The organism is Haloferax massiliensis (genome assembly GCF_001368915.1).
Classification (GTDB): Archaea; Halobacteriota; Halobacteria; order Halobacteriales; family Haloferacaceae; genus Haloferax; species Haloferax massiliensis.
In genome coordinates, this window is sequence record NZ_CSTE01000001.1 from 739280 (window position 1) to 763551 (window position 24272).

General features: G+C 68.1%; 30 protein-coding genes. 15 read left to right on the forward strand and 15 right to left on the reverse strand.

Annotation, left to right across the window (positions count from 1 at the left end; translation table 11 throughout):
- Positions 1 to 266 precede the first annotated feature (266 nt).
- The gene (hemB, locus tag BN996_RS03550) at positions 267 to 1250 is read right to left on the reverse strand and encodes a porphobilinogen synthase (protein WP_089777190.1); all 984 of its coding nucleotides are present in this window, start codon (positions 1248 to 1250) and stop codon (positions 267 to 269) included.
- A 103-nt stretch (positions 1251 to 1353) separates the two neighbouring features.
- On the opposite strand from hemB, the gene BN996_RS03555 reads away from it, so the two are divergent.
- Positions 1354 to 1866, forward strand: a complete 513-nt coding sequence (locus BN996_RS03555; protein ID WP_089777191.1) for a DedA family protein — start codon at positions 1354 to 1356, stop codon at positions 1864 to 1866.
- 80 nt (positions 1867 to 1946) lie between these two features.
- Here BN996_RS03555 and BN996_RS19975 read toward each other — a convergent pair whose 3' ends face one another.
- Entirely contained in the window at positions 1947 to 2111 is a 165-nt protein-coding gene (locus tag BN996_RS19975) for a DUF6757 family protein (protein ID WP_004045157.1), read from the reverse strand.
- A 75-nt stretch (positions 2112 to 2186) separates the two neighbouring features.
- A complete protein-coding gene (locus tag BN996_RS03560) occupies positions 2187 to 2981 on the reverse strand; it encodes a PHP domain-containing protein (RefSeq protein ID WP_089777192.1) in 795 nt (264 codons plus the stop codon).
- A gap of 132 nt (positions 2982 to 3113) precedes the next feature.
- On the opposite strand from BN996_RS03560, the gene BN996_RS03565 reads away from it, so the two are divergent.
- On the forward strand, positions 3114 to 3398 hold the full coding sequence (locus tag BN996_RS03565; RefSeq protein WP_004968845.1) for a DUF5789 family protein: 285 nt from the start codon (positions 3114 to 3116) through the stop codon (positions 3396 to 3398).
- A 91-nt stretch (positions 3399 to 3489) separates the two neighbouring features.
- On the opposite strand, the gene BN996_RS03570 is transcribed toward BN996_RS03565, so the two are convergent.
- Entirely contained in the window at positions 3490 to 4497 is a 1008-nt protein-coding gene (locus tag BN996_RS03570) for a DUF5784 family protein (RefSeq protein ID WP_089777193.1), read from the reverse strand.
- A gap of 167 nt (positions 4498 to 4664) precedes the next feature.
- On the opposite strand from BN996_RS03570, the gene BN996_RS19980 reads away from it, so the two are divergent.
- A complete protein-coding gene (locus BN996_RS19980; RefSeq protein ID WP_004968847.1) occupies positions 4665 to 4841 on the forward strand; it encodes a DUF5786 family protein in 177 nt (58 codons plus the stop codon).
- Between the two features lie 30 nt (positions 4842 to 4871).
- Here the strand turns inward: BN996_RS19980 and BN996_RS03575 are convergent, their stop codons facing one another.
- The 3 genes from BN996_RS03575 to BN996_RS03585 form a co-directional block, all read right to left on the reverse strand.
- Positions 4872 to 5567 (reverse strand): DUF7530 family protein, encoded by a 696-nt coding sequence (locus BN996_RS03575; protein WP_089777194.1) that lies wholly within the window; start codon positions 5565 to 5567, stop codon positions 4872 to 4874.
- 76 nt (positions 5568 to 5643) lie between these two features.
- Positions 5644 to 6576 (reverse strand): NAD(P)H-binding protein, encoded by a 933-nt coding sequence (locus tag BN996_RS03580; RefSeq protein WP_089777195.1) that lies wholly within the window; start codon positions 6574 to 6576, stop codon positions 5644 to 5646.
- Positions 6577 to 6672: 96 nt separating this feature from the next.
- Entirely contained in the window at positions 6673 to 7557 is an 885-nt protein-coding gene (locus BN996_RS03585) for a YkgJ family cysteine cluster protein (RefSeq protein WP_089777196.1), read from the reverse strand.
- A gap of 117 nt (positions 7558 to 7674) precedes the next feature.
- Here BN996_RS03585 and BN996_RS03590 point away from each other — a divergent pair, with 117 nt between their 5' ends.
- From BN996_RS03590 to BN996_RS03600, 3 genes are all read left to right on the forward strand, one after another.
- Positions 7675 to 7878, forward strand: a complete 204-nt coding sequence (locus BN996_RS03590) for a DUF7561 family protein (protein WP_004045177.1) — start codon at positions 7675 to 7677, stop codon at positions 7876 to 7878.
- Positions 7879 to 7959: 81 nt separating this feature from the next.
- Positions 7960 to 9876: a helicase C-terminal domain-containing protein gene (locus BN996_RS03595; RefSeq protein WP_089777197.1), complete on the forward strand. Its 1917-nt coding sequence runs from the start codon at positions 7960 to 7962 to the stop codon at positions 9874 to 9876.
- Between the two features lie 404 nt (positions 9877 to 10280).
- Entirely contained in the window at positions 10281 to 10475 is a 195-nt protein-coding gene (locus tag BN996_RS03600) for a DUF7317 family protein (RefSeq protein WP_089777198.1), read from the forward strand.
- A 130-nt stretch (positions 10476 to 10605) separates the two neighbouring features.
- Here BN996_RS03600 and BN996_RS03605 read toward each other — a convergent pair whose 3' ends face one another.
- Positions 10606 to 11736, reverse strand: a complete 1131-nt coding sequence (locus BN996_RS03605; RefSeq protein ID WP_089777199.1) for a 60S ribosomal export protein NMD3 — start codon at positions 11734 to 11736, stop codon at positions 10606 to 10608.
- A 37-nt stretch (positions 11737 to 11773) separates the two neighbouring features.
- Complete coding sequence (locus tag BN996_RS03610) at positions 11774 to 12415, reverse strand: phosphoribosyltransferase (RefSeq protein WP_089777200.1); 642 nt, start codon at positions 12413 to 12415, stop codon at positions 11774 to 11776.
- Between the two features lie 124 nt (positions 12416 to 12539).
- Between BN996_RS03610 and htpX the strand changes: the two genes are divergently transcribed.
- The 5 genes from htpX (at position 12540) to BN996_RS03635 (ending at position 17088) form a co-directional block, all read left to right on the forward strand.
- Entirely contained in the window at positions 12540 to 13421 is an 882-nt protein-coding gene (htpX, locus tag BN996_RS03615) for a zinc metalloprotease HtpX (RefSeq protein WP_089777201.1), read from the forward strand.
- A 6-nt stretch (positions 13422 to 13427) separates the two neighbouring features.
- Entirely contained in the window at positions 13428 to 14033 is a 606-nt protein-coding gene (gene pspAB / locus BN996_RS03620) for a PspA-associated protein PspAB (RefSeq protein ID WP_089777202.1), read from the forward strand.
- A 260-nt stretch (positions 14034 to 14293) separates the two neighbouring features.
- Positions 14294 to 15325, forward strand: coding sequence for a DNA repair and recombination protein RadA (gene radA / locus BN996_RS03625; protein WP_089777203.1), 1032 nt, complete (start codon positions 14294 to 14296; stop codon positions 15323 to 15325).
- Between the two features lie 193 nt (positions 15326 to 15518).
- Positions 15519 to 16664: an NAD(P)/FAD-dependent oxidoreductase gene (locus BN996_RS03630; RefSeq protein WP_089777308.1), complete on the forward strand. Its 1146-nt coding sequence runs from the start codon at positions 15519 to 15521 to the stop codon at positions 16662 to 16664.
- 10 nt (positions 16665 to 16674) lie between these two features.
- The gene (locus BN996_RS03635; protein ID WP_089777309.1) at positions 16675 to 17088 is read left to right on the forward strand and encodes a helical membrane plugin domain-containing protein; all 414 of its coding nucleotides are present in this window, start codon (positions 16675 to 16677) and stop codon (positions 17086 to 17088) included.
- A gap of 47 nt (positions 17089 to 17135) precedes the next feature.
- Here BN996_RS03635 and sufU read toward each other — a convergent pair whose 3' ends face one another.
- From sufU to sufS, 3 genes are all read right to left on the reverse strand, one after another.
- A complete protein-coding gene (sufU, locus tag BN996_RS03640) occupies positions 17136 to 17564 on the reverse strand; it encodes a Fe-S cluster assembly sulfur transfer protein SufU (protein WP_089777204.1) in 429 nt (142 codons plus the stop codon).
- 72 nt (positions 17565 to 17636) lie between these two features.
- Positions 17637 to 18224: a mechanosensitive ion channel domain-containing protein gene (locus BN996_RS03645; protein ID WP_089777205.1), complete on the reverse strand. Its 588-nt coding sequence runs from the start codon at positions 18222 to 18224 to the stop codon at positions 17637 to 17639.
- A gap of 74 nt (positions 18225 to 18298) precedes the next feature.
- Positions 18299 to 19573 (reverse strand): bifunctional cysteine desulfurase/selenocysteine lyase SufS, encoded by a 1275-nt coding sequence (gene sufS, locus BN996_RS03650; protein WP_226908693.1) that lies wholly within the window; start codon positions 19571 to 19573, stop codon positions 18299 to 18301.
- Between the two features lie 197 nt (positions 19574 to 19770).
- Here sufS and BN996_RS03655 point away from each other — a divergent pair, with 197 nt between their 5' ends.
- A complete protein-coding gene (locus tag BN996_RS03655; protein ID WP_007275889.1) occupies positions 19771 to 20817 on the forward strand; it encodes a PAS domain-containing sensor histidine kinase in 1047 nt (348 codons plus the stop codon).
- Between the two features lie 44 nt (positions 20818 to 20861).
- Here the strand turns inward: BN996_RS03655 and BN996_RS03660 are convergent, their stop codons facing one another.
- On the reverse strand, positions 20862 to 21164 hold the full coding sequence (locus BN996_RS03660; protein WP_004968868.1) for a DUF424 domain-containing protein: 303 nt from the start codon (positions 21162 to 21164) through the stop codon (positions 20862 to 20864).
- Positions 21165 to 21905 carry a tetratricopeptide repeat protein gene (locus tag BN996_RS03665; protein ID WP_007275890.1) on the reverse strand — a complete coding sequence of 247 codons (741 nt, stop codon included), beginning with the start codon at positions 21903 to 21905 and terminating at the stop codon, positions 21165 to 21167.
- Positions 21906 to 22152: 247 nt separating this feature from the next.
- Between BN996_RS03665 and thpR the strand changes: the two genes are divergently transcribed.
- Positions 22153 to 22707, forward strand: a complete 555-nt coding sequence (thpR, locus tag BN996_RS03670) for an RNA 2',3'-cyclic phosphodiesterase (protein ID WP_089777310.1) — start codon at positions 22153 to 22155, stop codon at positions 22705 to 22707.
- A 6-nt stretch (positions 22708 to 22713) separates the two neighbouring features.
- Here thpR and BN996_RS03675 read toward each other — a convergent pair whose 3' ends face one another.
- A complete protein-coding gene (locus BN996_RS03675; protein ID WP_089777207.1) occupies positions 22714 to 23655 on the reverse strand; it encodes a DMT family transporter in 942 nt (313 codons plus the stop codon).
- 180 nt (positions 23656 to 23835) lie between these two features.
- Between BN996_RS03675 and BN996_RS03680 the strand changes: the two genes are divergently transcribed.
- Positions 23836 to 23988 carry a 50S ribosomal protein L39e gene (locus BN996_RS03680; protein ID WP_004045214.1) on the forward strand — a complete coding sequence of 51 codons (153 nt, stop codon included), beginning with the start codon at positions 23836 to 23838 and terminating at the stop codon, positions 23986 to 23988.
- Positions 23989 to 23991: 3 nt separating this feature from the next.
- Complete coding sequence (locus tag BN996_RS03685; protein WP_004973931.1) at positions 23992 to 24270, forward strand: 50S ribosomal protein L31e; 279 nt, start codon at positions 23992 to 23994, stop codon at positions 24268 to 24270.
- Positions 24271 to 24272 lie beyond the last annotated feature (2 nt).

Genomic DNA, 24272 nt, shown 5'->3' on the forward strand with positions numbered 1-24272 from the left:
GGGGTTGGTTTTGTCAAATTTAGCAAGGCGTAATACCACAACTGCACAAAATAGGCTAGAATATTACGCATATAAGGTTGTATATCGTCCAAGGATTTTGAGATTCTCCGGAGTTCGGTGGACGAACGTTCAGGAAAATGTTGCCTAACAAGTGTGTTTTGGCCGTGCGCGCCCCGGTATCGTTTCCCGTGGTTCGGCCCTCGAACCGCGTCGTTCCGCGGGTCGAGCGGCCGTCCGAGAGCCGGCCGGCTCACCCGCCCGCCGTCTCAGTCGAGTTGCCGCGCGACGCGCTCTGCGAAGTACGTGATGATGAGGTCCGCGCCCGCCCGCTTCATCGAGAGGAGCGACTCGCGGGCGACCTCGTCGAGGTCGAGCCAGCCCTTCTCGGCGGCGGCGTGGAGCATCGCGTACTCGCCGGAGACGTTGTAGGCGGCGACCGGGTGGTCGTAGCCCTCGCGGATGGCGCGGACGATATCGAGATACGGCAGGCCCGGCTTGACCATCAGCACGTCCGCGCCCTGTTCCACGTCGAGTGCGACTTCGCGAAGCGCCTCGCGGGCGTTCGCCGGGTCCATCTGGTAGTGTCGTCGGTCGCCGAACGCCGGCGCGCCGTCGGCCGCGTCGCGGAAGGGACCGTAGAAGGCGCTCTCGTACTTCGCGGCGTAGGACATGATTGGTATCTCGTCGTGGCCGGCGTCGTCGAGCGCGGCGCGAATCGCGCCGACCATCCCGTCCATCGAGGCCGAGGGTGCGACCATGTCCGCGCCCGCCTCGGCGTGGGAGACGGCCGTCTCCGCGAGCAGGTCGAGCGTCGGCCCGTTTTCGACCGTCAGCGTCGGGTCGTCCTCGGCGTGGTCCTCCAGCACGCCGCAGTGGCCGTGGTCGGTGTACTCGCAGAGACACACGTCGGTGATGACGTAGGCGTCCGTCTCGGCGGTGATGGCGCGGACGGCCTCCTGTACGACCCCGTTTCGCGCGTACGCGCGAGACCCCTCGGGGTCCTTCGACTCGGGGATGCCGAAGACGATGACGGCCTCGACGCCGGCCTCGCGCACCTCGGCGACGCGGTCGGCCGCCTCGGCGACGGGCACGCGCTCGTGGCCCGGCATGGACTCGATGGGGACGCGCTCGTCGGTCGTCGCGTCGACGAAGACGGGCGCGACGAGGTCGGTCGCGTCGAGCGTCGTCTCCGAGACGAGCGGGCGAATCCCGTCGGTTCGAAGCCTGCGGGGGCGGTCGGTGAACTCCATACGCGGGGTTCGGTCGGCGGCGGCAAAATGCCGTCGCTCCCGTCGGTTCGCGCCGCGTTATCCAAACCATAATGAACACGATGCCGCTCGAAACACACAGGACATGAGTGCCTTCACCGCCCAACTCCCCCACTTCCTCCGGGACCTCCTCGCGTCGGACCTCGCCCTCGTCGCCCTCTTTTTCGTGTTCGTACTGGAGGGCGCGATGCTCCTCTACGTCGCGCCGAGCGAACTCCTCGTACCCGGGGCGCTGGCGCTGGTCGGCGACCGACTGTTGCTCCCGATTCTCGCCGTCGCCGTGCTCGGCGCGACCGTCGGTCAGGTCGCGCTGTTCCTCGTCGCCAAGCGGGGTGGCCGCGAGTACCTCCTGTCGCGGTCGTGGTTCCGCGTCGGCGAAGACTCCCTCGACCGGTTCGACGGCTGGTTCGACCGCTGGGGCCCCGTCGTCGTTCCGCTGAGCAACGCGATGCTGTTCACGCGCGGGATGCTCACCGTGCCGGCCGGGCTGTCCGGGATGTCGGCGAAGCGGTTCGTCGCGCTCTCGGCGCTCGGGACCGTCGTGTTCGAGAGCGCGCTCGCGGCGCTGTACGTGTTCGGAGGACAGGTGCTCGCGTGAGCGGACGCGGGGCCGCGCGCGGCGACCCGGCGCGGCGGCGGTAGGCGGGCGTTAGTGGAGGGACAGCGGCGGGGCGGCCGTCACTTTGTTCGGTTAATATCGAGTTTTTCCTTCAGAGCGGCGAGTTCCTCGGATTCGGCGAGTTCCTCGACCCGCTTGCGGAAGTGTCGCTCGCAGAGGCCGACCTTAATGTGGTCTTTCTCGGCGGCGTATGCGGCCTCACGGTCGCAGTAGTGACACTGCATACCGCCCCTTCAGTTCCGATGGGATTTAACTCTACGCCCCACGGCACGTTCCGTGTTATTCACGGACTAACACGGTTAGAGACCGTCTACCGCCGCGGCGAACCGGGCGAAGTCGGTCTCCGGCGGCCCGGCGCGGCCGAGCGTCTCGTCGTGGGCGTCGCTCCCGCCCGTGGCGAGCAGGTCGTAGCGCTCGATGGCCTCGTCCACGAGGTCGCAGTCGACCGCGAACCCGTAGGGGTAGTAGCGCTCGACGGCGTCGAGGTCGGCACAGAGGTCGAGCGCGCCGGCGGGGTCGCGGTAGCGAAACGGATGCGCGAGACCGACCACGTCGCAGGCGTCTCGCAGGGCCGCGACGCCGTCGTCGAACGTCGGGAGGTCGCGCGGGACGTAGCAGGGGCCGTCCGCGCCGATGAGTTCGTCGAACGCGCCCTGGTAGTCGTAGGGCGCGTCGCTGGCGTCGATTGCGCGGGCGACGTGCGGCCGGCCGACCCCGTCGTGGATGTCGATGTCGAGGTCGACCCCGGTTTCCGCTTCGACCGCCGCGACGATTTCCCGCGCCCGCTCGACGCGGTTGCGCTGGAGTCGGTCGACCGTCTCGACGAGAGCGGGCCGCTCCCTGAGGCCGTAGCCGAGGAGGTCGACCCGGCGGTCGCCGGCGTCGACGCGCAGTTCGATGCCGCGGACGACTGTCACGCCGTCGCGTTCGACCACCGGCGCGTCGAGGTCCGGGTGGTAGCGGTCGTGGTCCGTCACGGCCACCACGTCCACCCCGCCCGCGCGGGCGGCGTCGGGGAGCGCGTCGACGGTGAGCCGACCGTCCGAGGCGGTCGTGTGGAGATGAAGGTCCGCGACCGGCGGGCTGTCGTCCATGCATCGTGGTCGGGGCGAGGGGGAGACAAACGTTGCGCCCAGTGTGTCATTAAGGACGATTAAGGACTCCAATGCCACTAATCATATACATGGAAAATCATTAAGAATGTGGGCGGCACAGTCGTGGATGTAATGCGCCTGAACGGACTCGGCGACGCCATCGATCGCCACGAATACCCGATTAGCTCGACCGACTTCGCCCAGCGGTACGGCGACAAAGTAATCGAGCTACAGAACGGCCAGGAGACCGTCGCACAGATTCTGGCCCGTCTCGGCGACGAGACGTACACGTGCCCGCAGGACGTGCGGGACGCCCTCTTCACCGGCGTCGGTCACGAGGCGATCGGTCGTCGGTACTACAGCGACCGCGACCCGTCCCCGCTCGGTGAGAACGGACCAGAGATGGTCTCGTTCTGAGGTCGGTTCTCGTCTCACTCCGATTTTCTTTCTGACCGCGACTCCTGAGCCGTCGGCTCGGCGTCTCGCTCGTCGAGTCGTCGACGACCCGTCAGTCAGAGAGCCACGGCAGGTCGACCGGAACGGACCCTTTCGAGTAGCCTTCGACCTCGCCCGACGGCCGGAGGCGGAAGACGACGGCCGGCCGGTGCCGAACGTCGGGCTTCTCGCCCATGATGGCGGCCCAGTCGTCGTCGGGGAACGACGAGCAGTCGACGAACAGCGTCACGCCGCCGCCGTGTTCGGCGAGTTGACCCTCGCCGTTGGTCTTGGTCTGGGCCGTGTCGCGGATGGCGGCGACGGGGTTGCTCACGGAGCGTCGGTTCGGCGGGAGCGGGCGCGTCACCTCGATGAGCGCGCCGCCCGCGCGGGTGTTCTCGGCGCGGAAGTCGATGGAGTGGCCGGTCGCCACGGCGATTTCGGGCGTGATGTCGTAGCCCGCCTCGTCGAGGAGGTACGCCACGTCGAACTCGCCCATCGCGGCGGCCATCCGTATCGGGTCGAAGTACTCCGAGGTGCCGAGCTTTCCGGCCATGACCTCGCGGTACTCGTCGAGGACGCCCGTGGCGAAGAACGACTCGTAGAACGCAAGCGCCTCCTCGCGGGTCGCGTCGGGAAAGCCCGCCGCGTGGTCGTGGAAGAACTCGCGGGTCGTCTCGCGGCCGTCCTTCGAGAGGAACACCGGGAGGAAGAACCACGAGAGGTGCGGATAGGGCTTCAGCCACGGCGACTGGTCGAACAGCTCGGCGATGAGTTCGCGCTGGGCCCACCGGGAGATTTCGAAGGGAGCCTCGTCGAACCCCTCCTTGTCGGTCCGCCACAGCGAACTCGGGGTCTCGGTGTTGCCTATCCAGTAGGCGTGGTCGTCGGTCCACGCGAACAGCGCGGTGTCGCCGTTGTCCATGTCGAACCGTCGGGCCTCGTAGCCGTCGGGCGGTGCGTACCACGGCGCACCCATCTCTGCGCCGAGGTTGGCGTCGAGCGGCTGGAAGACGTCGCGGGCGATGCGCGACTCGTCCCAGCGTCCGGGGGCGTAACGAAAGCGAAGCGGGCGTGCCACACACGGTGTAGTTCGGCGATTGCTTTTACCCTTTCCCGCCGCGGCCCCTGATTTCGGTTCCGTCCACCCCGCCTCCGAGCTCAGGAACCCCGAACCGCCACGAATATCACGATTGTGAATCGCTCCGATAGTTATATGTGCTACAGTCACACATGGTAAGTCGAACCATGTCAATGGGGGCATACGACGAAGCCGAACACGAACGCCGCGAGCGGATGACGAGTCAGGTCGAACCCGGCACCGACGACGACCGGAAGACCTACCGCGGCAGTGTCGAGTACGACTCCGGCGACTCGACCGACGCGCTGCTCGAACAGTTCAAGCGGATGAAGTCCGACGACTGACCGTTCCCCTCGTCCTGTTCCTGCGTACCCTCACGTCCTCGTCAGCGCCGCCGCCGTCACCGAGACGACGGTCACGGCGACGACGTGTCCGCCGACCGCGAGCAAAAGCACCGGCTGGTCCGCGACGAACGGGAGCAACAGCACCTGCGCGACCGCGAAGCCGACGTTCAGCAGGTTCACTCGCCTGACCGTCCCGGCGGTCGGGCCGTCGAACCGGTAGCGGACGGCTCCCCAGAGACCGACGACCGCCGCCCACCACGACGTGCCGATTCGGTAACAGAGGTCCCAGAGGACGAGCAGCGTCAGGTAGACCACCACGACCGGCGGTTCCGGGCCGAACAGCGTCGTCATGAGCGGCGTCCCCGGCTGTCGCGGGTCGAAGACGAACAGGTGCGTCACGAGCGCGACGAACGCGAGCACGCCCAGCACGACCTCGATGCTCGACCCGAAAAGCAGGCGTCGATAGGGCGCGGGCACCCTCGCGGCGCGGGTCCACTCGCCCATGCGGAGCATCACGACGCTCCCCGCGGCCGCGACGACGATGGCCGCGGTGCCCGCGACCGCCGCGGCCCACAGGTCGTACACCCACGCGAAGACGAGCACCGCGGCCTCGAAGACGGCGATTTGGAGGACGATAGCGCCCGCTTCGCCGATGTTCACGCCCGGGAGCGCGCCGACGATGCTCTCGTACACCCACGTCTCGCCGTACTCCGGGGCGTCGTTCATGTCCCGCTCCTACGGCCCCGCGGTATATCAATCGCCGCTGCGCTGGGGGCGCGCTCGCGGGCGGTTCGCGTCCCGCTCACGTCGGGGTCGTCGGCTCCGGTTCCACGGTGTTCTCGCGCTGTTCGCGCTCCTCGCGGAGCGCCCGCTCGACCGCGGCGTCGAACGGCGTCTCGTCCACCGCGACGATGTCGCGGATGCGGTCGTCGCCGACGACGACGGGGTTTTTCAGCCCCTCGATGAGCGGCCGGGCGACGCCCGTGTCCACGTCGGTCACGAGCCCGATCCAGTACGACGAGAGCCGCGGCGTCAACACGGGGACGGGGACGATTCGGGGCGCGTGGCCCAACTGCGCGCCGACGCGCTGGAGCATCTCCCGGTAGGTGAGCACGTCCGGGCCGCCGATTTCGTAGGTTTCGCCCGCCGTCTCGGGGTGGTCGAGGACGCCCGCGAGGTAGGCGACCACGTCCGCGATGGCGACGGGTTGACACCGCGTCTCGACCCACTGCGGCGTCACCATGATCGGCAGGCGCGTGGCGAGTTGGCGGACCATCTCGAAGCTCGCGCTCCCCGCGCCGACGATGATGGCCGCCCGGAGGGTCGTCAGTTCGGGCGCACCCGACGCGAGGATGTGTTCGACCTCGCGGCGCGACCGCAGGTGCGCCGAGAGTCGGTCGCGGTCCTCGCCGAGGCCGCCGAGGTAGACGATTCGCCCGACGCCGGCGTCCTCCGCGGCGTCGACGAAGTTGCGGGCGGCGAGGCGGTCGCGCGCCTCGAAGTCGCCGCCGGCGTGCATCGAGTGGATGAGGTAGTACGCCGCGTCCACCCCCGCCATCGCGGGGGCGAGCGTCGCCGGTTCGAAGATGTCGCCTTCGACCACCGCCGCGCCGGGCGGACCGTCGTAGCGCGCCGCGTCGCGGACGAAGACGACCACGTCGTGGCCGGCGTCGAGGAGGAGGGGCACGAGGTGCCGGCCGACGAACCCGGTCGCACCGGTCACGAGCACTTTCATGTCGTACGATAGCGCCGCTCACGATGTTAACGTGTCGCCCGTCCGACCGACCGACGACTGCCCGCGACCACTCGTCGGTCCGCCGCCGCCTCCGGTTCAGCCGTCGCCGCGAACCGCGTCCCACCCGGGCGTCTCCGGCGCGCCGCGAGCGACTTCGACCTCGTCGGGGTCGGGTGCCTCGTCGGCCGCGCTCCCGAGGCGACCGGCGACCGCGTCCCACGCGGCGACCGCGTTTCCCGCCCACGACTCGCTTTCGAGCGTCTTCGCACGCGCCCGCGAGGCGCGGTCGCCGTCGACCTCGGTCGAACCGGGGTGGGACCCGACCGCGACGCCGACGAACTCCGCGCGGTCCTCCGGCGTCAGTTCGCGGGTTTTGAGGTGGTCGATAGTCCCCGCCAACCGCTCGGGGTCCGGGTGGACGAACACCTTCGCGCCGAGGGCGTGGGGGCCGAGGAGCAGGCCGTGGAGGTCGTCCGGAGGCGCGTCGTCGAGCAGGCGCTCGCCGCCGTGGTGTCGCTCGACGCGCTCGCACTCGGTCTCCTGTTCGAGGACGAGGTTGTGACCGGGGTACTCGGCGCACTCGTCGGGGTAGAACTCGGTGTCGTGGATGCGGCACTGGAGGGTCTCGGGGTCGAGAAACGCGCAGGCGCGGAGCCACGTCCGCTCCAGTCCGAACGGTCCGACGGGCTTCGGTGGCTTGCGCATGCCGACGAAGAACGCCGGCTTCCCGGCGATTGCGGCGACTTCGACCCCGTCGATTTCGACGCCCTCGCCCGGCGACGCCTCCCACAGCCGCGGGGTGAGAACGTCGCCCAGCCCGGCATCGACGAAATCCCGAACCTCGTCGCGGGTCAGCGGGACGAGGTTGTAGGTGTCGTCGAGCGGCGCGCGCGGCCCGCGGCGCTCGTGGTCGAGCGGGACCGGCGCGACCGGTCGCCAGTCGATACAGCAGCCCGCACAGCCTTCGCAGTCGACGCGCATGCCACGAAAATTATACGCCAACCGACAAGAAGCTCCCGGCGGGTCGGTGGTGTCGGCCGATTCCGTCCCCGGCGACGCGGCGGGGCGCTTTTGCCGCCTCGGGCCCTCGGTTCCCTCATGACTTCCGAACCGTGCGACGCCTGCGGGAAGGGCGTCCGCATCGCCGGCGGTATCGGCGACCTCTGGAACTTCCCCACCTCATCGTCCGGCGGGATGACGCTGGAACTCGTCGACGGCTCCGAGCACTTCCTCTGCTTCGACTGCATGGAGCGACTCCCGGGCGACCGCGAACCGACGGCCGAGGACGTGGCGGCGCTTTAGGCTCGGCTTTCTCGGGTCCGGCGATGCCGCGACCGCACCCCGGAGCGGTGGATTTAGGCCCGTCCGAGGACTCCATCGACCGTGGACCCGTCGCGCATCATCGACTCGTTTCCGGCTCCCAGTTTCCGCGGCGCGCAGGAGCGGGCCCTGCGCGACATCCGCGACGCCTTCGCCGACGGCAACGACGTGGTCTTGGTCCGCGCGCCGACCGGGAGCGGGAAGTCGCTTCTCGCCCGCGCCATCGCGGGGTCGGCGGCGACCGTCGACGAGACCTCGCCCGCGCAGGCGACCGACGCCTACTACACGACCCCGCAGGTGTCGCAACTGGACGACGTGGCCGAGGACGACCTGCTTTCGGACCTCAAGATAATCCGCGGTAAGTCCAACTACAACTGCATCATCCGCGGGGAGGAAGACACCCCCGTCGACCGCGCCCCCTGCGCCCGCAAGCGCGGCTTCGACTGCTCGGTCCGGCACCGCTGTCCGTACTTCTCCGACCGCGCTATCGCGTCGAACCGCCAAATCGCGGCGATGACGCTCGCGTACTTCATGCAGACCGCCGGCTCCGACGTGTTCAGAAAGCGCGACGTGGTCGTCGTCGACGAGGCCCACGGGCTGGCCGAGTGGGCCGAGATGTACGCGACTATCGACCTGAAGCCCCGGACCGTGCCGGTGTGGGACGACATCGGCGTCCCCGACGTGGCGGCCGCGGGCGACCCCGTCGAGCGCGCCTCGCGCTTCGCGGAGGCGCTCGTCGGCGTCTGCAAGCGCGAGAAAGACGAGTTGCTGACGAAGTCCGAACTGACGCCCGAGGAGGCCGCCCGCCGCGACCGCCTGCAGGAACTCATCGGCGAACTGCAGTGGTTCGTCGAGGACTACCGCGACCCCCAGAGCCCGACGACGTGGGTCGTCGACCAGCACGACGGCGAGGGGTCGCCCATCGCCATCAAGCCGCTCGACCCCGCGAAGTACCTCAAACACACCGTCTGGGACCGCGGGAACAAGTTCGCGCTCCTGTCGGCGACCATCCTCAACAAGGCGGCGTTCTGCCGCTCGGTCGGCCTCGACCCCTCGAAGGTCGCGCTCGTGGACGTCGAACACACCTTCCCCGTCGAGAACCGGCCGCTGTACGACGTGACACAGGGGAAGATGACCTACGAGCACCGGGACGAGACGCTGCCCAAAATCGCCCGGCTCGCCGTTCGCCTGATGGCGAAACACCCCGACGAGAAGGGGCTGATTCACTGCCACTCGTATGCGATTCAGGCTGAGCTTCGCCGCCGCCTCGCCGAGATGGGCCTCGGCAACCGCGTCCGCGGCCACGACCGCGACGACCGAAACGTCGAACTGGAGACGTGGAAGGCGACCGACCGCCCGGAGGTGTTCCTCTCGGTGAAGATGGAGGAGGCGCTGGACCTGAAGGGCGACCTCTGTCGCTGGCAGGTGCTCTGCAAAGCGCCCTATCTCAACACGAACGACTCCAGAGTCGCCCGTCGCCTCGAAGACGGCCAGTGGGCGTGGTACCGCCGCGCCGCCCTCCGGACCGTGATTCAGGCGTGCGGCCGGGTCGTGCGCGCGCCCGACGACTACGGCGACACCTACGTCGCCGACAGCAGCCTGCTCCAACTGTTCGACAAGACGCGGACGGACATGCCCGACTGGTTCGCCGCGCAGGTCGACCGGATGACGAAACCGGACCTCCCCGAGTTCGACCCCGTCGCGGCCGGCGGCCGCGGAGGCAACGCGGGTAACGCGACCGGCGGGACCGCGAACCTCGGCGGCTCGGCGAGTCGGTCGTCCGGTACGTCCGGGTCCGGCTCGGGCTCCGGTTCGCGGCGCGACTCGACTCGCGGTTCGGGGTCCTCGGGAAGTCGTGCGGGCGGCTCCGGCGGCGCGTCGGCCGGCGGTTCCGGTGGCCGTAGCGGTGGCCGCTCGTCCGGCGACTCCGACGACGGCGGCCGGAGCAACCACCCGCTTTCCGACGTGTGGGGCGAGTGACTACAGGACGAACGCGGCCGCGGAGAACAGCGACGACCCGATCATGAGCGCGACGAGCGTCAGCGCGAGGAACTGCTGTCTGTCCATGGGCGTGCGTCGGCCGGCCGGTAATTAACGTTTCTGAACCGATTTCCACGGGTGATAACCGCGTTTCGGTCGGCGGGTCGCCCCGATGGTGTCATGCCATTACGTCCCGTCTGAACGGCAAAAATCGCCACAGTGTCCAAGAGAGTCGCCGCCTCCGATACATTTCCTCAATGATTGTTAATGGTCTTAGCTGTTTGACGAACGAGTCTCGGATATTTGGTGACGCATGTAAAGCTATAGTTCACCTAACTTTGTCTTTGACACGCTTTCTCACGAAATAGTTAACACCAATGCCCCTGAATGATGGAGTATCGGCCATGCACACCAACGCACTCGCCACGGCGATGACACTGTATCGTAGTGGGGCACTCACACTCTCGCAGGCGGCCGCTCGCTCCGGCTACTCCGAAGACGACCTGCTCCTCGCCCTCCAGCGCCACGGCGTGCCCGTGCACGAAGACGACGCGCCGACCGCGTCCCTCTCTGCGGACCGGCCGGCCAGCGCCGACTGATTCTGCTCCGTCGTTCGATTATCTCCCGTTCCTGAGCGACCGCTTTTCGCGTTTCGTTGCCGGACCGCTCACGATTCGTAAAAACGCAAACGCCGTCGCAACCGCGGTCCGTCTCTCCTCCTTGGGCGGCTTACTCCTCGCCTTCGCCCTCGACGACTTCCTCGGGGAGGATGTGCAGTCCCGACCGGCTCTTGAGGACCGGTACCATCGCGGCGTCGGGGTCGAAGTAGTCCGGCCGCGGGATGGTCTTCGCCTCGTACGTCTCGGGGTCGAGCACCTGCACGGCGTGTTCGTCCTCGACGGTGACGACGGTGGTCTCTTCTGCGTCCTCGACGGAGCCGAGGTCCTCGGCCTCGGGGCGCTCGCCCTCCTCGAACTCCGACTCGTAGGGGTCGCCGGAGGTGAGTCGCGTCCCCTTGAGTCGCCCGCGGTTGCTCCGCACCAGCACCGGGCCGTCGCCGTCCTCGGGGTCGATGACGTCGCCGGCGGTGTACCGCGGCAGGCGGGCGACGAAGGTGACGCGGTAGACCTCGTTGCCGTCGCCGTCTTCCGTGACGAGCGTCGGGTGTTCCTCGATGGTGCCGCCGAAGCGCTCGCGAATCTGCTTCGCGACGCCGCTTCCCATCTGGTTGGTCGATATCTTGATGTTCGGGCCGTCCGGCGTCCGGTTCACCTCGGTGATGAAGGCGTTGCGGTCGCCTTTGTCCTCGCGTTCGGCGATGTAGGACTCGGCGATTTCGATGGCCGTCTCGGCCTCCTCCGTCGTCGGCGTTCGGTCGTCGGCGCGGACCTGCACGAGGCTGGCGAAGTAGCCGCCGGCGATGCGGCCGCAGCGCTGGCAGGTCTCGCGGGCGATGCTCACCGGGACGACGACGGACTCCTCCAGCGGCGTGCCGCGGACGACGCCCGAGAAGTGGCAGTGCATCCGGATGTTGTTCTGGTCGACCTGCTCGGGTTCGACGCCCCAGCGGACCTCCTCCGCGTTGAGGTGGACGCCGAGGGAGTTCGAAACCTCCTCGATGGCGATGTCGGTGTAGTCGCGCGCGCCGACGTCGACCCACCGGTTGCCCCGGTGAATCGCGCCGCACTGCGCGCAGACGCGGACCTGCACCTCGTCGGGCGCGTCCACGAGGTCGAAGTCCTCGAAGTAACACGAGTCACAGAGCACGTCGTCTCGCTCGCGCGGCATCCCGGGGAGCGGTTCCGGCCGCTCCGGAACCGGGTCGCCGCACCGAGGGCAGAAGTCGCGGGATTCGCTCATTGGCGGCTCTAGTCCGTTCGACCGCTTAAGTTCGGCGTCACGGCTCGCCGTCGCCCCCGTCGCGCAGGTACGACGCGGCCTCCTCGTCGGACACCTGCGCGAAGTCGCGGTAGAACGCGCCGACGGCCCCGAACGCCTCCGGCGACTCGACCGCGACGACCGCGTCGCACTCGGCTTCGAGGTCCGAGAGGGTGTTCGGCGGCCCGACCGGCACCGCGAGAACGACGCGGTCTGCGCCTCCCGCGACGACCTGCCGCAGGCACGCGCGGGCGGTCGCGCCCGTGGCGACGCCGTCGTCGACGACGACCACGCGCTTTCCGGCCACGTCGGGAAGCGGGTCGCCGCCGCGGTACAGCGACACCTTCTCTCTGGCCGCCTCGGCCTCGCGCTCGCGCTCGCGGTCGAGGTAGTCGTCGCCCACGTCGAGATACGAAAGGAGGTCCTCGTTCCACCAGGCGCTCCCGTCGCCGGCGACCGCCCCCACGGCTAGTTCGGGGTTGCCCGGCGCGCCGACCTTGGACGCGACAACCACGTCGAGCGGGGCTCTGAGGCGGTCCGCGACCTCCCTGCCGACGGGGAGGCCGCCCCGCGGGATGGCCAACACGAGGTCCGCCGTCTCTTCTCTCCCGTCGAGCAGGTCCGCCAGCCGGCGGCCCGCGTCTTCCCTATCGGCGAACATGTCACCCGGAACTACGCGCTCCCGCGGCAAAACGGTGTGTCCCGATTCTTCACGAGTCGGACGGTCGCGTGCGACTCCTTCGCACTCCAACAGCGTTTATTAGCCGGATTACTAATCAGGTGGTATGAACTGGAAACCGGACTGGGGACTTCGCGGGCGGATGGCGCTCACGATGTTCCTCCTGTTCGCCCTCTACATCGTCTTCGCGGGGGTGTTGGCGTGGTACTTCACGAACCTGAGCGTAGTTGTCGGGTTCATGGCCATCTTCCTCTTCGCGCAGTTCTTCTTCAGCGACAAAATCGCGCTGTACAGCATGGGTGCGAGCGTCGTCGACGAGGACGACGGCCCGCAGGCGCGCAAGCTCCACGCGATGGTCGGTCGCCTCTCTCAGCAGGCTGACCTCCCGAAGCCGAAGGTCGCCATCGCCGACACGCGCGTCCCGAACGCCTTCGCGACGGGCCGCTCCCAGAAGAGTTCGGCCGTCTGCGTCACGACCGGCCTGATGGACACTCTCGACGACGACGAGTTGGAGGGCGTCATCGCCCACGAACTCGCGCACGTGAAGAACCGCGACGTGATGGTCATGACCATCGCGTCGTTCCTCTCCAGTATCGCCTTCCTCATCGTCCGCTGGGGCTGGCTCTTCGGCGGCGACGACAACCGACAGAACGTGCCGGTCATCGTCGCCATCATCGCGTCGCTCGTCGTCTGGATCATCTCGTACCTCCTGATTCGGGCGCTCTCGCGGTACCGCGAGTACGCCGCCGACCGCGGGGCCGCCGTCATCACCGGCCGTCCCTCGGCGCTGGCGTCCGCGCTCCTCAAGATTTCGGGCCGGATGGACAACGTCCCGAAGCGCGACATGCGCGACTCCTCGGAGATGAACGCGTTCTTCATCATCCCCATCAAGTCCGACTTCATCGGTCGCCTGTTCAGCACTCACCCCTCCACCGAGAACCGCGTCGAGCGCCTCCGCGACATGGAGCGCGAGATGGAGACCGTCTAAGCGCCGATGGGGCTGTTCGATTCATTCCGCGCCGTGCTCGGCATCAGCGCCGAGTCCGACGCGACCACGAAAGCGGACCCCGAGGACCTCTTCGGGATGAGCACGGCGTACCTCACGATGGAGGCGGACCTCCGATTCGACTCGGCCGACGAGGCGGCGCTGTGTTTCTCCTCCGTCGACAGCACCGACTTCGCCGACACCGTCGACGCCGTGGAGGACATCCTCACCGCCGGAAGCGAGGAGACGGGCACCGAGTTCCGCCGGCACACCGACGGCCACGGCTACAACTGGGTCGTCCTCGCCGACGACGACCCCGAGGACCTCGTGACGAGCGTCCACTTCGCCGCCGACGAGTTCATCGAGCGCGGCTACGGGTCGCGCCTGCTCGCCGCCCTGTTCGGCTTCGAGCGCGACGGCGACCGCGCCTACTGGATTTACTCGTTCCGCCGCGGTGCGTACTACCCCTTCGCCCCGCAGGGCACCTCGTCGCGGAACCAGAGCCTGGAGTTCAAACTCGAATCCGTCCTCGACGGCGAACTGGAGATAGAGGACGACGAGAGCTACTGGTACCCGCTGTGGCCCTCGACGCCGAACGGCCACCCGTGGGAGTGACCGCGCGCCTCCGGCGTTCCTGACTCCCTCGTAGTCGGTCCCCGTTCCCCTCCCGTTCTGTTCGGTTCTACTTTCGCGCCGGCCCGCGCTCTCAGCCGAGTTCGGAACCCGCTCAGTCTCTCCTCCGTCCGTCCCAGTTCCCGCGACATCGCGCTTGAACCTCCGCACCGACCTGATTTCCGACCCCACCGCGTCGCCCGTTTTCACTTTCACTTCGCTGTTAACGAGGGTTTATGAGGGTATAGGCGGAACGACTGGGTATGGCAGAAGACGACCTCGAAAGTCTCCCCGGCGTCGGCCCGGCGACGGCCGACAAGCTCACCGACACCGGCTACGACAGCTATCAGTCCATCGCGGTCGCCAGCCCCGGCGAGCTGTCGAACAAGGCCGACATCGGCTCCAGCACGGCCTCCGACATCATCAACGCGGCCCGCGACGCGGCCGACGTGGGCGGCTTCGAGACCGGCTCGATGGTCCTCGAACGACGCCAGCAGATCGGCAAGCTGAGCTGGCAGATCGACGAAGTGGACGAACTCCTCGGCGGCGGCCTCGAAACGCAGTCCATCACCGAGGTGTACGGCGAGTTCGGTGCCGGGAAGTCCCAGATCACCCACCAGCTCGCGGTCAACGTCCAGCTCCCGCCGGAACTCGGCGGCCTCGGCGGCGGCTGTATCTTCATCGACTCCGAGGACACGTTCCGCCCCGAGCGTATCGACGACATGGTCCGCGGCCTCGAAGACGAGGCGCTCGAAGCGACGCTCGAAGACCGCGACATGGAGGGCTCCATCGACGACGAGGAGACGATGAAGGCGCTCGTCGACGACTTCCTCGACAAGATTCACGTCGCCAAGGCGTTCAACTCCAACCACCAGATTCTCCTCGCCGAGAAGGCCAAGGAGCTCGCCGGCGAACACGAGGACACCGAGTGGCCGGTCCGTCTCCTCTGTGTGGACTCGCTCACCGCCCACTTCCGCGCCGAGTACGTCGGCCGCGGCGAACTCGCGGAGCGCCAGCAGAAGCTCAACAAGCACCTCCACGACCTGATGCGCATCGGCGACCTGTTCAACACGGGCATCCTCGTGACGAATCAGGTCGCGTCGAACCCCGACTCCTACTTCGGCGACCCGACTCAGCCCATCGGCGGTAACATCCTCGGCCACACCTCGACGTTCCGCATCTACCTCCGCAAGTCCAAGGGCGACAAGCGTATCGTCCGCCTCGTTGACGCGCCGAACCTCGCCGACGGCGAGGCCATCATGCGCGTGCAGGACGCCGGTCTCAAGCCCGAGTAAGCCGACGCTCGGTCGGTCGGCCGACTTCACACGACTCCGCGGTCCCCGTTCCCCCACACGCCCTCCGTCTCACCCCACATTCTCCCCTTCCCCCGTCGCCCGAGCGACCGCGCCGTCTCTCGGTTCCCATAATCTTGGAAACGTCTTACAATACTATCCCGTCACCGCCCCACCGTTCAGGTAGGTGAACTCCATGACGAACCGAATCGTAGTCGTTGGCGGTGGTACGGGTGGGACGGTCGTTTCGAACCGTCTCGCGGAGGAACTCGAATCGGAGATTGACGCCGGTGACGTGGAGGTGACGCTGGTTTCGGACGACACGAAGCACGTCTACAAGCCGGTGTTCTTGTACGTCCCGTTCGGGGTCGCGGAGCCGGAGGACGGCGTCCGCGACCTGCGGGACCTCGTCGACGAGCGGGTGACCATCGTCACCAACCGCGTCCGCCGCGTCGACACCGACGAAAAGCGCCTCTACTGTCAGGACGGCCACGAGGTGCTCGACTACGACACGCTCGTCCTCGCGACCGGCGCGAAGCTCGACCCCGACGCGGTCCCCGGCTTCCGGGAGGGCGCACACCACTTCTACAGCGCCGAGGGGGCCGAACGGCTCCGCGACGCGCTCGCGGAGTTCGACGGCGGTCGCCTCGTGTTGAGCGTCGTCGGGACGCCCCACATGTGCCCGGCCGCGCCGCTCGAATTCACGTTCATCGTGGACGACTGGCTCCGGGATCAGGGTCTGCGCGAGGACACCGACCTCGTCTACACGTACCCGATGGAGCGGAGCCACGGGAAGCCCGAAGTCGCCGAGTGGGCCGACCCGATTCTGGCCGACCGCGGCGTCCGCGTCGAGACCGACTTCGTCGTCGACGCCGTCGACCCCGACGAACGGGTCGTCTCGGCGAAAAGCGGCGCGGAGGTGGACTACGACCTGCTGGTCGGCATCCCGCCGCACCGCGGCGACGAACTCATCGTCGACTCCGGGCTCGGCGACGCCGGCTGGGTCGACGTCGACCAGCGGACCCTCCGCGCGACCGCCGCCGAGGACGTGTACGCCATCGGCGACACGGCGGCGCTGCCCATCCCGAAAGCCGGGAGCGCGGCGCACTTCCAGGCCTTCGCGGTCGCGGAGCGAATCGCCGCGGAAGTCCGCGGCCGCACGCCGACGAAGCGGTACGACGGCAAGACCGTCTGTTTCGTCGAGACCGGCCTCAACGAGGCGTCGTTCGTCTCGTTCGACTACGAGACGCCCGCGACGATGCGCCAGCCGTCGAAGCCCATCCACTGGGCGAAACACGCGTACAACGAATCGTACTGGCTGACCGCCAGGGGGATGCTCTGAGGTGAGACAAATGCAGGACCACGAACCTACCACGACGACCGAACAGCAGGTACCCGACGAACTCGTGCGGGCCATCGAGAACAACCCCGAGGAGGTCGCGCTCCTCGTCGAGCGAATGGGTCTCGTCAACGACCTCATCGACGTGCTCGAACTCGGCGTCGGCGCGCTCGACGACGAGATGGTCCGGTCGCTCGCGCGGACCGGGACCTCCCTCGCGGAAGTCGCAGACGACGCCTCCGACCCCGACACCGTCGCCGGGATGAAGCGCCTGCTCCGCGCCGTCGGCGACGCTGAGGAGGCGGAGGCGACGCCCGTGGGCGCGGTCGGCCTCCTGCGGGCCACCCGCGACCCCGAGGTCAAGGCGGGACTCGGCTACCTCGTCGCGCTGGCGGCGGCGCTCGGCGCGGGGACGGCAGAGGAATAGCTCGAACCGCGTTCGGTTCGCCGGGTCACCGCCGCGCCGAAGTCGGCTCAGTCGTCGCCGTCTTCGGTCTTCGTCCGCTCGATTTCTATCTCGCCGTCGTGAATCTTCGCGCCGTCCTGTGCGACCTGTCGCGCGAGCACGGCGCACTTGATGCGCATCGGCGAGATGTCGACGCCGAGCATCTCGGTGATGTCGTCGGTGTCCATCGCTTCCAGCTCCGAGAGCGTCGTGCCCGGCAGTCGCTGGGTGAGCATGCTCGCGGACGCCTGACTGATGGCACAGCCATCGCCGGAGAACGCGACGCGCTCTATGGTCTCGCCGTCGTCGGCGAGCTGCACGTCCATCGTAATCGTATCGCCGCAGGAGGGGTTCTCCCCGGTGTGGGTGAACGTCGGCGACTCCAGCCGACCGTGGTTCCGGGGGTTCTTGTAGTGGTCCATTATCTGCTGACGATACATGTCTGAGCCAATGCCCATTGGTGTTCGTCGGGGCTACGCCCGAGCGCCGTAAAAGGATTCCGGGGCCGGCGATTCGGCCGAATTCGTCGCTTACGTCGCGTCCGACGCCGACGCGTCTTCCGCCGCCGGCGCGTCGTACTTCGTCCACTTCTTTTCGACGTCGCGGTTGGCCACGACGACGGTGTCGCCCTCGTCGTTCTCGAAGCGCGTCTTTCGGAGTTCGATGGAGCTGACCGTCCCCGTCACCGGGTCGGCTTTCACCCGGTCGCCGGGGTTGAAGTCGGGGTCCCGAAGCAGGTAGACGCCCGCCACCGTGTCGGCTATCATGTTCGACAGCGCGTAGGAGACGCCCAGCGCGATGAAGCCGGTCGCGGTGCCGAGGCTCGCCGCGATTTCCGTCATGCCGACGATGTTCAACAGCGCGAGCGCCGCGCCGAACCAGAGGAACACGCCCGCGACGGCGACGCCGAGTTCGACCACGAGGTCCTGTTCTTCGGGGTACAGCCCGTCGAGCACGCCGCGGACGACGAACAGCAACGCCCTGATGCCGACGTAGGCGAGTGCGAGGAAGACGACCGCCGTGAGCACCTTCGGCGCGGCGTCCTGCACCGCGGTCCCGAACTCCGCGACGGTCTCCCGGAGCGTCTCGACGAGAAAACTGGTCAGCGACTGAAGCATACGCTCCGACGACGTGTCAGCGGGACAAAGGCATTGGGGCGACCTCGCCCCAGACGCCGCGAAAAACGGACTACTCAGGCGAACAGCTCGCGAGCCGCGTCGATACCGTCGACCAGCGCGTCGATTTCCGCTCTCGTGTTGTAGATGTAGAACGACGCCCGCGTCGAGGCCGCGACGCCGAGTTTGTCGTGGAGCGGCTGGGTGCAGTGGTCGCCGGCGCGGATGGCGACGCCCTGTTCGTTGAGGATGCTGGAGAGGTCGTGGGCGTGGACGCTGTCGAGGTTGAACGCGACGAGGCCGCCGCGGTCGTCGCCCGGCGGGCCGTAAATCTCGATGTCGTCGAACTCGCTGAGGCGGTCGTAGGCGTACTCCGCGAGCAGTTCCTCGTGGGCCTGGACGTTCTCCATGCCGATGTCGTCGAGGTAGTCCACGGCCGCGGCGAAGCCGACGCCCTGCGCGATGGGCGGCGTGCCGGCCTCGAACTTCCACGGGAGGTCCTCCCACGTGGAGTCCTCGTAGGTGACGCTCCGAATCATCTCGCCGCCGTAGAGGTACGGTTGCATCTCGTCGAGGATGTCGCGTTTGCCGTAGAGCGCGCCGATACCGGTCGGGCCGCACATCTTGTGGCCCGAGAAGGCGAAGAAGTCGGCGTCGATGGCCTCCACGTCGACCGGGCGGGTCGGGACCGACTGCGCGCCGTCGACGAAGGCGTAGGCTCCGACCTCGTGGGCCATCTCGGCGAGTTCGGAGACCGGGTTGACGGTCCCGAGGGTGTTCGAGACGTGGACGACCGACACCATCTTCGTGGAGTCGTCGATGAGCTCCTTCGCGTGCTCCATGTCGAGGCGGCCGTCGTCGTCGACGCGGATGTAGCGCACTTCGGCACCGGTCTTCTTGGCGATCTGTTGCCACGTGACCAGCGAGGCGTGGTGTTCCATCTCGGTCATGACGACCGAGTCGCCCGGCCCGAGTTCGTCGAGACCCCACGCGTAGGCGACGAGGTTCATCGACTCGGTGGTGTTCTTCGTGAAGACGACCTCCTCGCGGCCGCCGGACGCGCCGATGAACTCCGCGACGCGGTCGTGGGCGTTCTCGTAGGCGACGGAGGCCTCCTGGCTCAGATGGTGGATACCGCGGTGGACGTTCGAGTTGTAGCCGTGGTAGTAGTCGACGATGGCGTCGACGACCTGCTCCGGCGTGTGGCTCGTCGCGGCGTTGTCGAGGTAGACGAGCGGCGTGTCGTCGTCGTCGTGTTCACCCGGCGTCGAGATGTCGCCGCCGACCTTCCGCTGGAGGATGGGGAAATCCGCGCGGATGGCGTCGACGTCGACGGGGTACGACTCCTGCACTCTCATTGGGTGTGAGTTACCCCCGTAGGCACAACACGTCTTCGGTCCGCACGCGGCTTCGAAACCGATTTCGGTTTCGCCAGCCGGTAACTGTGGCCGGTGACGGTGACGCGGCGGCGACCGTGACCGCGACGCGGCGGCGACGTGTCGGTCACTCACCCAAACGAATCAAGTAGCCCACGCTCGTTTATCACCTAATGTCGAACGCCACCTCGTCCTCGCTCGCGTTTTCGAGCCTCGACGCGCTCCCGACGCAACTCGCGATTCTGGACGAGGAGGGCGTCATCGTCTACACCAACCGCGCGTGGCGGGAGTTCGGGAACGAACACGGCTATCAGGGCGACAGCAGTTCCGTCGGCATGAACTACCTCGGCGTCTGCGACCTCAGCGGCGCCACTGACGCGACGACGGCCAGCGAGGGTATCCGGGCCGTCATCGACGGCGACAGGGAGGCGTTCTCGTTCGAATACCCCTGCGAAACGCCCGACGAGCGCCTCTGGTTCACGATGCGAGCGACCCGATTCGTCGACGGCGGCGACACCTACGTCCAGATTGCGCACCTCGACATCACCGACCGAAAGCGCGCGGAACTGGAGGCCGAAGAGAAGGCCGAACGCCTCCAGAACCTCGCCCGGATGCTCTCCCACGACCTCCGAAACCCGCTTTCTGTCGCCGTGGGCTACGTCGACTCGCTCCTCGACGAGGTGGTCGACGCCGACGGGCTCGAACAGGTCGCCGGCGCGCTCGACCGGATGGACGACATCATCACCGACGGGCTCGTGTTGGCCCGCCACGACACGGTCGGGGAGCTGTCGACCGTCGACCTCGAAACGCGAGCGGCGACCGCGTGGGCGCACGTCGACACCGGCTCGGCCGAACTCGTCGTCGCCGATTCGTTCGAGTTCCGCGCGGACCCGAGTCTGCTTGGGCACGTCTTCGAGAACCTGTTTCGGAATTCGGTCGAACACGGCGCGAACGATGGCGGCCTGACCGTCACGGTTGGCGTGCTCGGCGGCGACGGCGACGCTACGGGCTTCTACGTCGAGGACGACGGCGTCGGTATCGCCGCGGAGGCGCGCGACGAGGTGTTCGAGGCCGGCTACACCACGGGCGAGGAGGGGACCGGCCTCGGCCTGTCAATCGTCGCGCAGGCCGTCCGCGCCCACGACTGGGACGTCGCCGTCACCGAGGCCGAACGCGGCGGCGCTCGCTTCGAGATAACGGACGTCGAGCGCCCGGCGTAACGGAACGGCGTGGCGACCCGGAGAAACTGATTTTCGACGGTGGCTCAGCGGAGCCAGAGCAGTTGCGCGTGGAGCGTGCCGCCGACTTCGAGGACGGTCTCCTCGTCCACGAGGCCGGCGTCGATGGCGACCGAGACGGACTCCTCGCCGACGATGTTGGCGACGGTCGCGCGGGTGAGGCTGTCCACGACGGCGTCTTCGTCGGCGGTCTCGGCCTCGTCGCCGCCGTAGAAGTCCTCCGTCACGTCCAGCGAGACGCCGTCGTCGGTGTAGGTCTCGCCGATGCAGTCGGGGTCGCAGACCGAGACGAGGAGCCCCTCGGGGGTCTCCCGCTCGCGGAGGAGCATCTAGTACTCCTCGACGAGTTCCGCTTCGGCCTGCTCGCGGAGGTCGTCGGCCTGCTGTTGGGCCTGCTCTGCTTCCTCGTCGCGGCCGAGTTCTTCGAGCGCGCGCGCCTTCTCCTCGTGGACGCCGGGGGTGCGCATCCCGAGGCGGATGGCGTTGTCGAAGGCGTTGACGGCGTCCTCGTTGAGGCCGCGCTCGTGGAGGAAGAAGCCGCGGTTGTACCACGCCTGCGGGAAGCGCGGGTCGAGTTCGACGGCGCGCTCCGCGTGGTCGAGCGCGTCGGCCGTCTGGCCGGCCTCCCAGAGCGCGTACGCGAGGTTGGTGTGGGCCGTCGCGGCGTGCTCGCTGTCGTCGTCGAGCTTGAGCGCCTCCTGGTAGGAGCCGATGGCCTCGTCCCACTCTTCGAGTTGGCCGTGGGCCGCGCCCTTGTTGACCCACGCCTCCTGGGCGATGTCGTCGTCGTCGCCGGCGAACCGGGCGACGCGCTCGAACGCTCCTGTGGCCTCCTCGAAGCGGTTTATCTGCATGTACGAGAGCGCCACGTCGAGCAGTTTCTCGATGTCGACGTCCTCGGGGTCGATGTTCCGCTGGTCGAGGATGTCGGTCAGGACGCGCGAGTCGACCGGGTCGACCTTCGTCGGGTCCACCGAGAGTTCGGGCGGGTCGAGCGAGAAGTCGGAGTAGTCCTCGTCGAACCCCTGCCCCTCTGAGAAGCGGTGGGGTCGCTTGCCGTCGTCGGTCATATAGCCGCGCTTGGGCGTCACGGCGGTTAAACGCTACGTCAGCGGGACGACACCGACCGCTTTTTGGCCTCCCGCGGGCGAGCGTCTCCGAATGTCCGCGCCCCCGACGACGGTCGTGTCGTTCGTCCGGCACGCCCACGCTCCGTCCGTTCCCGACGCCGAGCGCGCCCGCGGCCTCTCGCGCCGCGGGCCGTCTCTTATACACCTCTCGATGTGTATAACGTCCGATTCGGGTCGACTGTCTGCCATGCGTTGTTTTCTCGCCGTCGACCTCCCCGACTCGCTCGCGGCGGGCGTCGCCGCGGTACAGGACCGGCTTTCGGACGCGGACGGGCTTCGGTTCACCGACCCCGAGGGGGCGCACATCACCGTGAAGTTCCTCGGCGAGGTGTCGCCGGACCGAATCGCCGAGGTGGAGGACGCGGTCGAGTCGGCCGTCGAAGACGCGGGGGTCGGCCCCTTCGACGCCTCGGTCGGCGGGCTGGGCGCCTTTCCCTCGCTGGACTACATTCGAGTCGTCTGGCTCGGCGTCGGCGACGGCACGGCCGAGTTGACGCGACTGCACGAGGCTATCGAGCGCGAGACGACGGCCATCGGCTTCGACCCCGAGGACCACGACTTCACGCCGCACGCCACGCTCGCCCGCATGGACGACGCCCGCGGGAAGGACCTCGTGCGGCGCGTCGTCGAGGGCGAGTCGCCGACGGTCGGGTCGTTTCGGGTGCGCGAGGTGCGCCTGAAGAAGAGCGAACTCGGACCCGACGGCCCCGAGTACGAGACGGTGACGCGGTTCTCGCTGTGAGGCGCGTCAGTCGTCGGTCGGTCGCCGCCCGCGACGGCGGTCCACGATACGCCGGAGTTCGCCTCGAATCACGTCGCGCTTGAACAGCAGGAAGCCCGCGAAGATGAGCGCGAAGCCGGCGACGGTGGCGCGCGTCGGCACGCGCCCGAGGACGGTCCACTCGGCGAGCGCGGCGAAAAGCGGGATGACGTATTCGAGCAGGCTCACCTCGATCGGGCCGACCCGGTCGAGGAGCCAGAAGTACAGCAGAAAGCCGCCCGCTCCGGCGACGACCGCGAGGTAGCCGGCGGCGACGAGCGTCGTCTGGGTCCACGCCGCGGCGGCGGCGGACTCCCACGGCAGGGCGGCGCTCGTGACGTGGAGCGTGACCGCGCCGACGAGCATCATCCACGCCTGCACGGAGAGCAGCGACATCCCCGTCTCGCTGTCGTGGGTGAGCACCGCGCCGAGGGCGAAGGCGACGGCCGAGCCGAACACGAGAACCGCGCCGACGAGGTTCGACGACAGCAGGTTCCCCGGGTCCGGGTTGGCGATGACGACGAGGCCCAGAAAGCCGAGGACGAGCCCGACGACCCGGTGCGGCGAGAGCCGCTCGCGGGTGGCCGTCAGGCGGGTGAGCGTCGGCGTCGCGAGCGGGATGATACCGAGGAGGACCGACGCCACGGAGCCGGGGACGTACACCTGCCCCGAAAACAGGAGCGCGTGGTGCGCGCCGATACTGAACGCGCCGCCGGCGAGAATCGGTCGCCACTCGTCGCGCGCGGCGGGGAGAATCCGGTCGCCGCGGGCGACGGCGACGGCGAACAACAGGAGCGCCGCCACGTCGAAGCGGACCGCGCCGAGGAACGCCGGCGGGACGGTCCGGAGGGCGATGTCGGTGGCGAGGAAGGCGCTCCCCCAGACGGCGGAGAGCGCGAGGAAGGCGACGGCGGTCTTGACCCGACTCATTCGCGTCGGCTTTCGCGCCGACGGTACTGAATGAGTCGATTCGATCGCCCGCCCGCCCGCCCGCGTCGCCGGCCCGGGAGAATGCCGCGTTTCAGCCGATTCGGGCGTGCGGACGCCCCTCACACGCCTGAAACGCGAAGGAACAAGATTTTATGCGGAGGATGGAAAGTACAGCCCACTATGGGTAAGAAGTCGAAGTCCAAGAAGAAGCGTCTGGCGAAGCTCGAACGCCAGAACAGTCGCGTCCCCGCGTGGGTCATGCTCAAGACGGACATGGAAGTCACGCGAAACCCCAAGCGTCGCAACTGGCGGCGGAGCAACACGGACGAGTAAGCAATGAGCGCAAACGACTTCGAGGAGCGCGTCGTCACCGTCCCGCTCCGAGACGTGAAGGCGGTCCCGGCACACGAACGCGCGGGCCGCTCGATGACGCTCATCCGCGAGCACCTCGCCAAGCACTTCAAGGTCGACGCCGAGAACGTGCGTCTCGACACGCAGATCAACGAGGACATCTGGGCGCACGGTCGGCAGAGCCCGCCGAGCAAGTTCCGCGTCCGCGCCGCGCGGTTCGACGAGGACGGCGAGTCGGTCGTCGAAGCGGAACCGGCCGAGTAAAC

What these genes read in the sequence shown, in the direction of transcription:
- hemB (WP_089777190.1), bottom strand. Translation starts at nt 1,250, where the DNA reads ATGGAGTTCACCGACCGCCCCCGCAGGCTTCGAACCGACGGGATTCGC.
- BN996_RS03555 (WP_089777191.1), top strand. Translation starts at nt 1,354, where the DNA reads ATGAGTGCCTTCACCGCCCAACTCCCCCACTTCCTCCGGGACCTCCTC.
- BN996_RS19975 (WP_004045157.1), bottom strand. Translation starts at nt 2,111, where the DNA reads ATGCAGTGTCACTACTGCGACCGTGAGGCCGCATACGCCGCCGAGAAA.
- BN996_RS03560 (WP_089777192.1), bottom strand. Translation starts at nt 2,981, where the DNA reads ATGGACGACAGCCCGCCGGTCGCGGACCTTCATCTCCACACGACCGCC.
- BN996_RS03565 (WP_004968845.1), top strand. Translation starts at nt 3,114, where the DNA reads ATGCGCCTGAACGGACTCGGCGACGCCATCGATCGCCACGAATACCCG.
- BN996_RS19980 (WP_004968847.1), top strand. Translation starts at nt 4,665, where the DNA reads ATGTCAATGGGGGCATACGACGAAGCCGAACACGAACGCCGCGAGCGG.
- BN996_RS03575 (WP_089777194.1), bottom strand. Translation starts at nt 5,567, where the DNA reads ATGAACGACGCCCCGGAGTACGGCGAGACGTGGGTGTACGAGAGCATC.
- BN996_RS03580 (WP_089777195.1), bottom strand. Translation starts at nt 6,576, where the DNA reads ATGAAAGTGCTCGTGACCGGTGCGACCGGGTTCGTCGGCCGGCACCTC.
- BN996_RS03585 (WP_089777196.1), bottom strand. Translation starts at nt 7,557, where the DNA reads ATGCGCGTCGACTGCGAAGGCTGTGCGGGCTGCTGTATCGACTGGCGA.
- BN996_RS03590 (WP_004045177.1), top strand. Translation starts at nt 7,675, where the DNA reads ATGACTTCCGAACCGTGCGACGCCTGCGGGAAGGGCGTCCGCATCGCC.
- BN996_RS03600 (WP_089777198.1), top strand. Translation starts at nt 10,281, where the DNA reads ATGCACACCAACGCACTCGCCACGGCGATGACACTGTATCGTAGTGGG.
- BN996_RS03605 (WP_089777199.1), bottom strand. Translation starts at nt 11,736, where the DNA reads ATGAGCGAATCCCGCGACTTCTGCCCTCGGTGCGGCGACCCGGTTCCG.
- BN996_RS03610 (WP_089777200.1), bottom strand. Translation starts at nt 12,415, where the DNA reads ATGTTCGCCGATAGGGAAGACGCGGGCCGCCGGCTGGCGGACCTGCTC.
- htpX (WP_089777201.1), top strand. Translation starts at nt 12,540, where the DNA reads ATGAACTGGAAACCGGACTGGGGACTTCGCGGGCGGATGGCGCTCACG.
- pspAB (WP_089777202.1), top strand. Translation starts at nt 13,428, where the DNA reads ATGGGGCTGTTCGATTCATTCCGCGCCGTGCTCGGCATCAGCGCCGAG.
- radA (WP_089777203.1), top strand. Translation starts at nt 14,294, where the DNA reads ATGGCAGAAGACGACCTCGAAAGTCTCCCCGGCGTCGGCCCGGCGACG.
- BN996_RS03630 (WP_089777308.1), top strand. Translation starts at nt 15,519, where the DNA reads ATGACGAACCGAATCGTAGTCGTTGGCGGTGGTACGGGTGGGACGGTC.
- BN996_RS03635 (WP_089777309.1), top strand. Translation starts at nt 16,675, where the DNA reads ATGCAGGACCACGAACCTACCACGACGACCGAACAGCAGGTACCCGAC.
- sufU (WP_089777204.1), bottom strand. Translation starts at nt 17,564, where the DNA reads ATGGGCATTGGCTCAGACATGTATCGTCAGCAGATAATGGACCACTAC.
- BN996_RS03645 (WP_089777205.1), bottom strand. Translation starts at nt 18,224, where the DNA reads ATGCTTCAGTCGCTGACCAGTTTTCTCGTCGAGACGCTCCGGGAGACC.
- BN996_RS03655 (WP_007275889.1), top strand. Translation starts at nt 19,771, where the DNA reads ATGTCGAACGCCACCTCGTCCTCGCTCGCGTTTTCGAGCCTCGACGCG.
- BN996_RS03660 (WP_004968868.1), bottom strand. Translation starts at nt 21,164, where the DNA reads ATGCTCCTCCGCGAGCGGGAGACCCCCGAGGGGCTCCTCGTCTCGGTC.
- BN996_RS03665 (WP_007275890.1), bottom strand. Translation starts at nt 21,905, where the DNA reads ATGACCGACGACGGCAAGCGACCCCACCGCTTCTCAGAGGGGCAGGGG.
- thpR (WP_089777310.1), top strand. Translation starts at nt 22,153, where the DNA reads ATGCGTTGTTTTCTCGCCGTCGACCTCCCCGACTCGCTCGCGGCGGGC.
- BN996_RS03675 (WP_089777207.1), bottom strand. Translation starts at nt 23,655, where the DNA reads ATGAGTCGGGTCAAGACCGCCGTCGCCTTCCTCGCGCTCTCCGCCGTC.
- BN996_RS03680 (WP_004045214.1), top strand. Translation starts at nt 23,836, where the DNA reads ATGGGTAAGAAGTCGAAGTCCAAGAAGAAGCGTCTGGCGAAGCTCGAA.
- BN996_RS03685 (WP_004973931.1), top strand. Translation starts at nt 23,992, where the DNA reads ATGAGCGCAAACGACTTCGAGGAGCGCGTCGTCACCGTCCCGCTCCGA.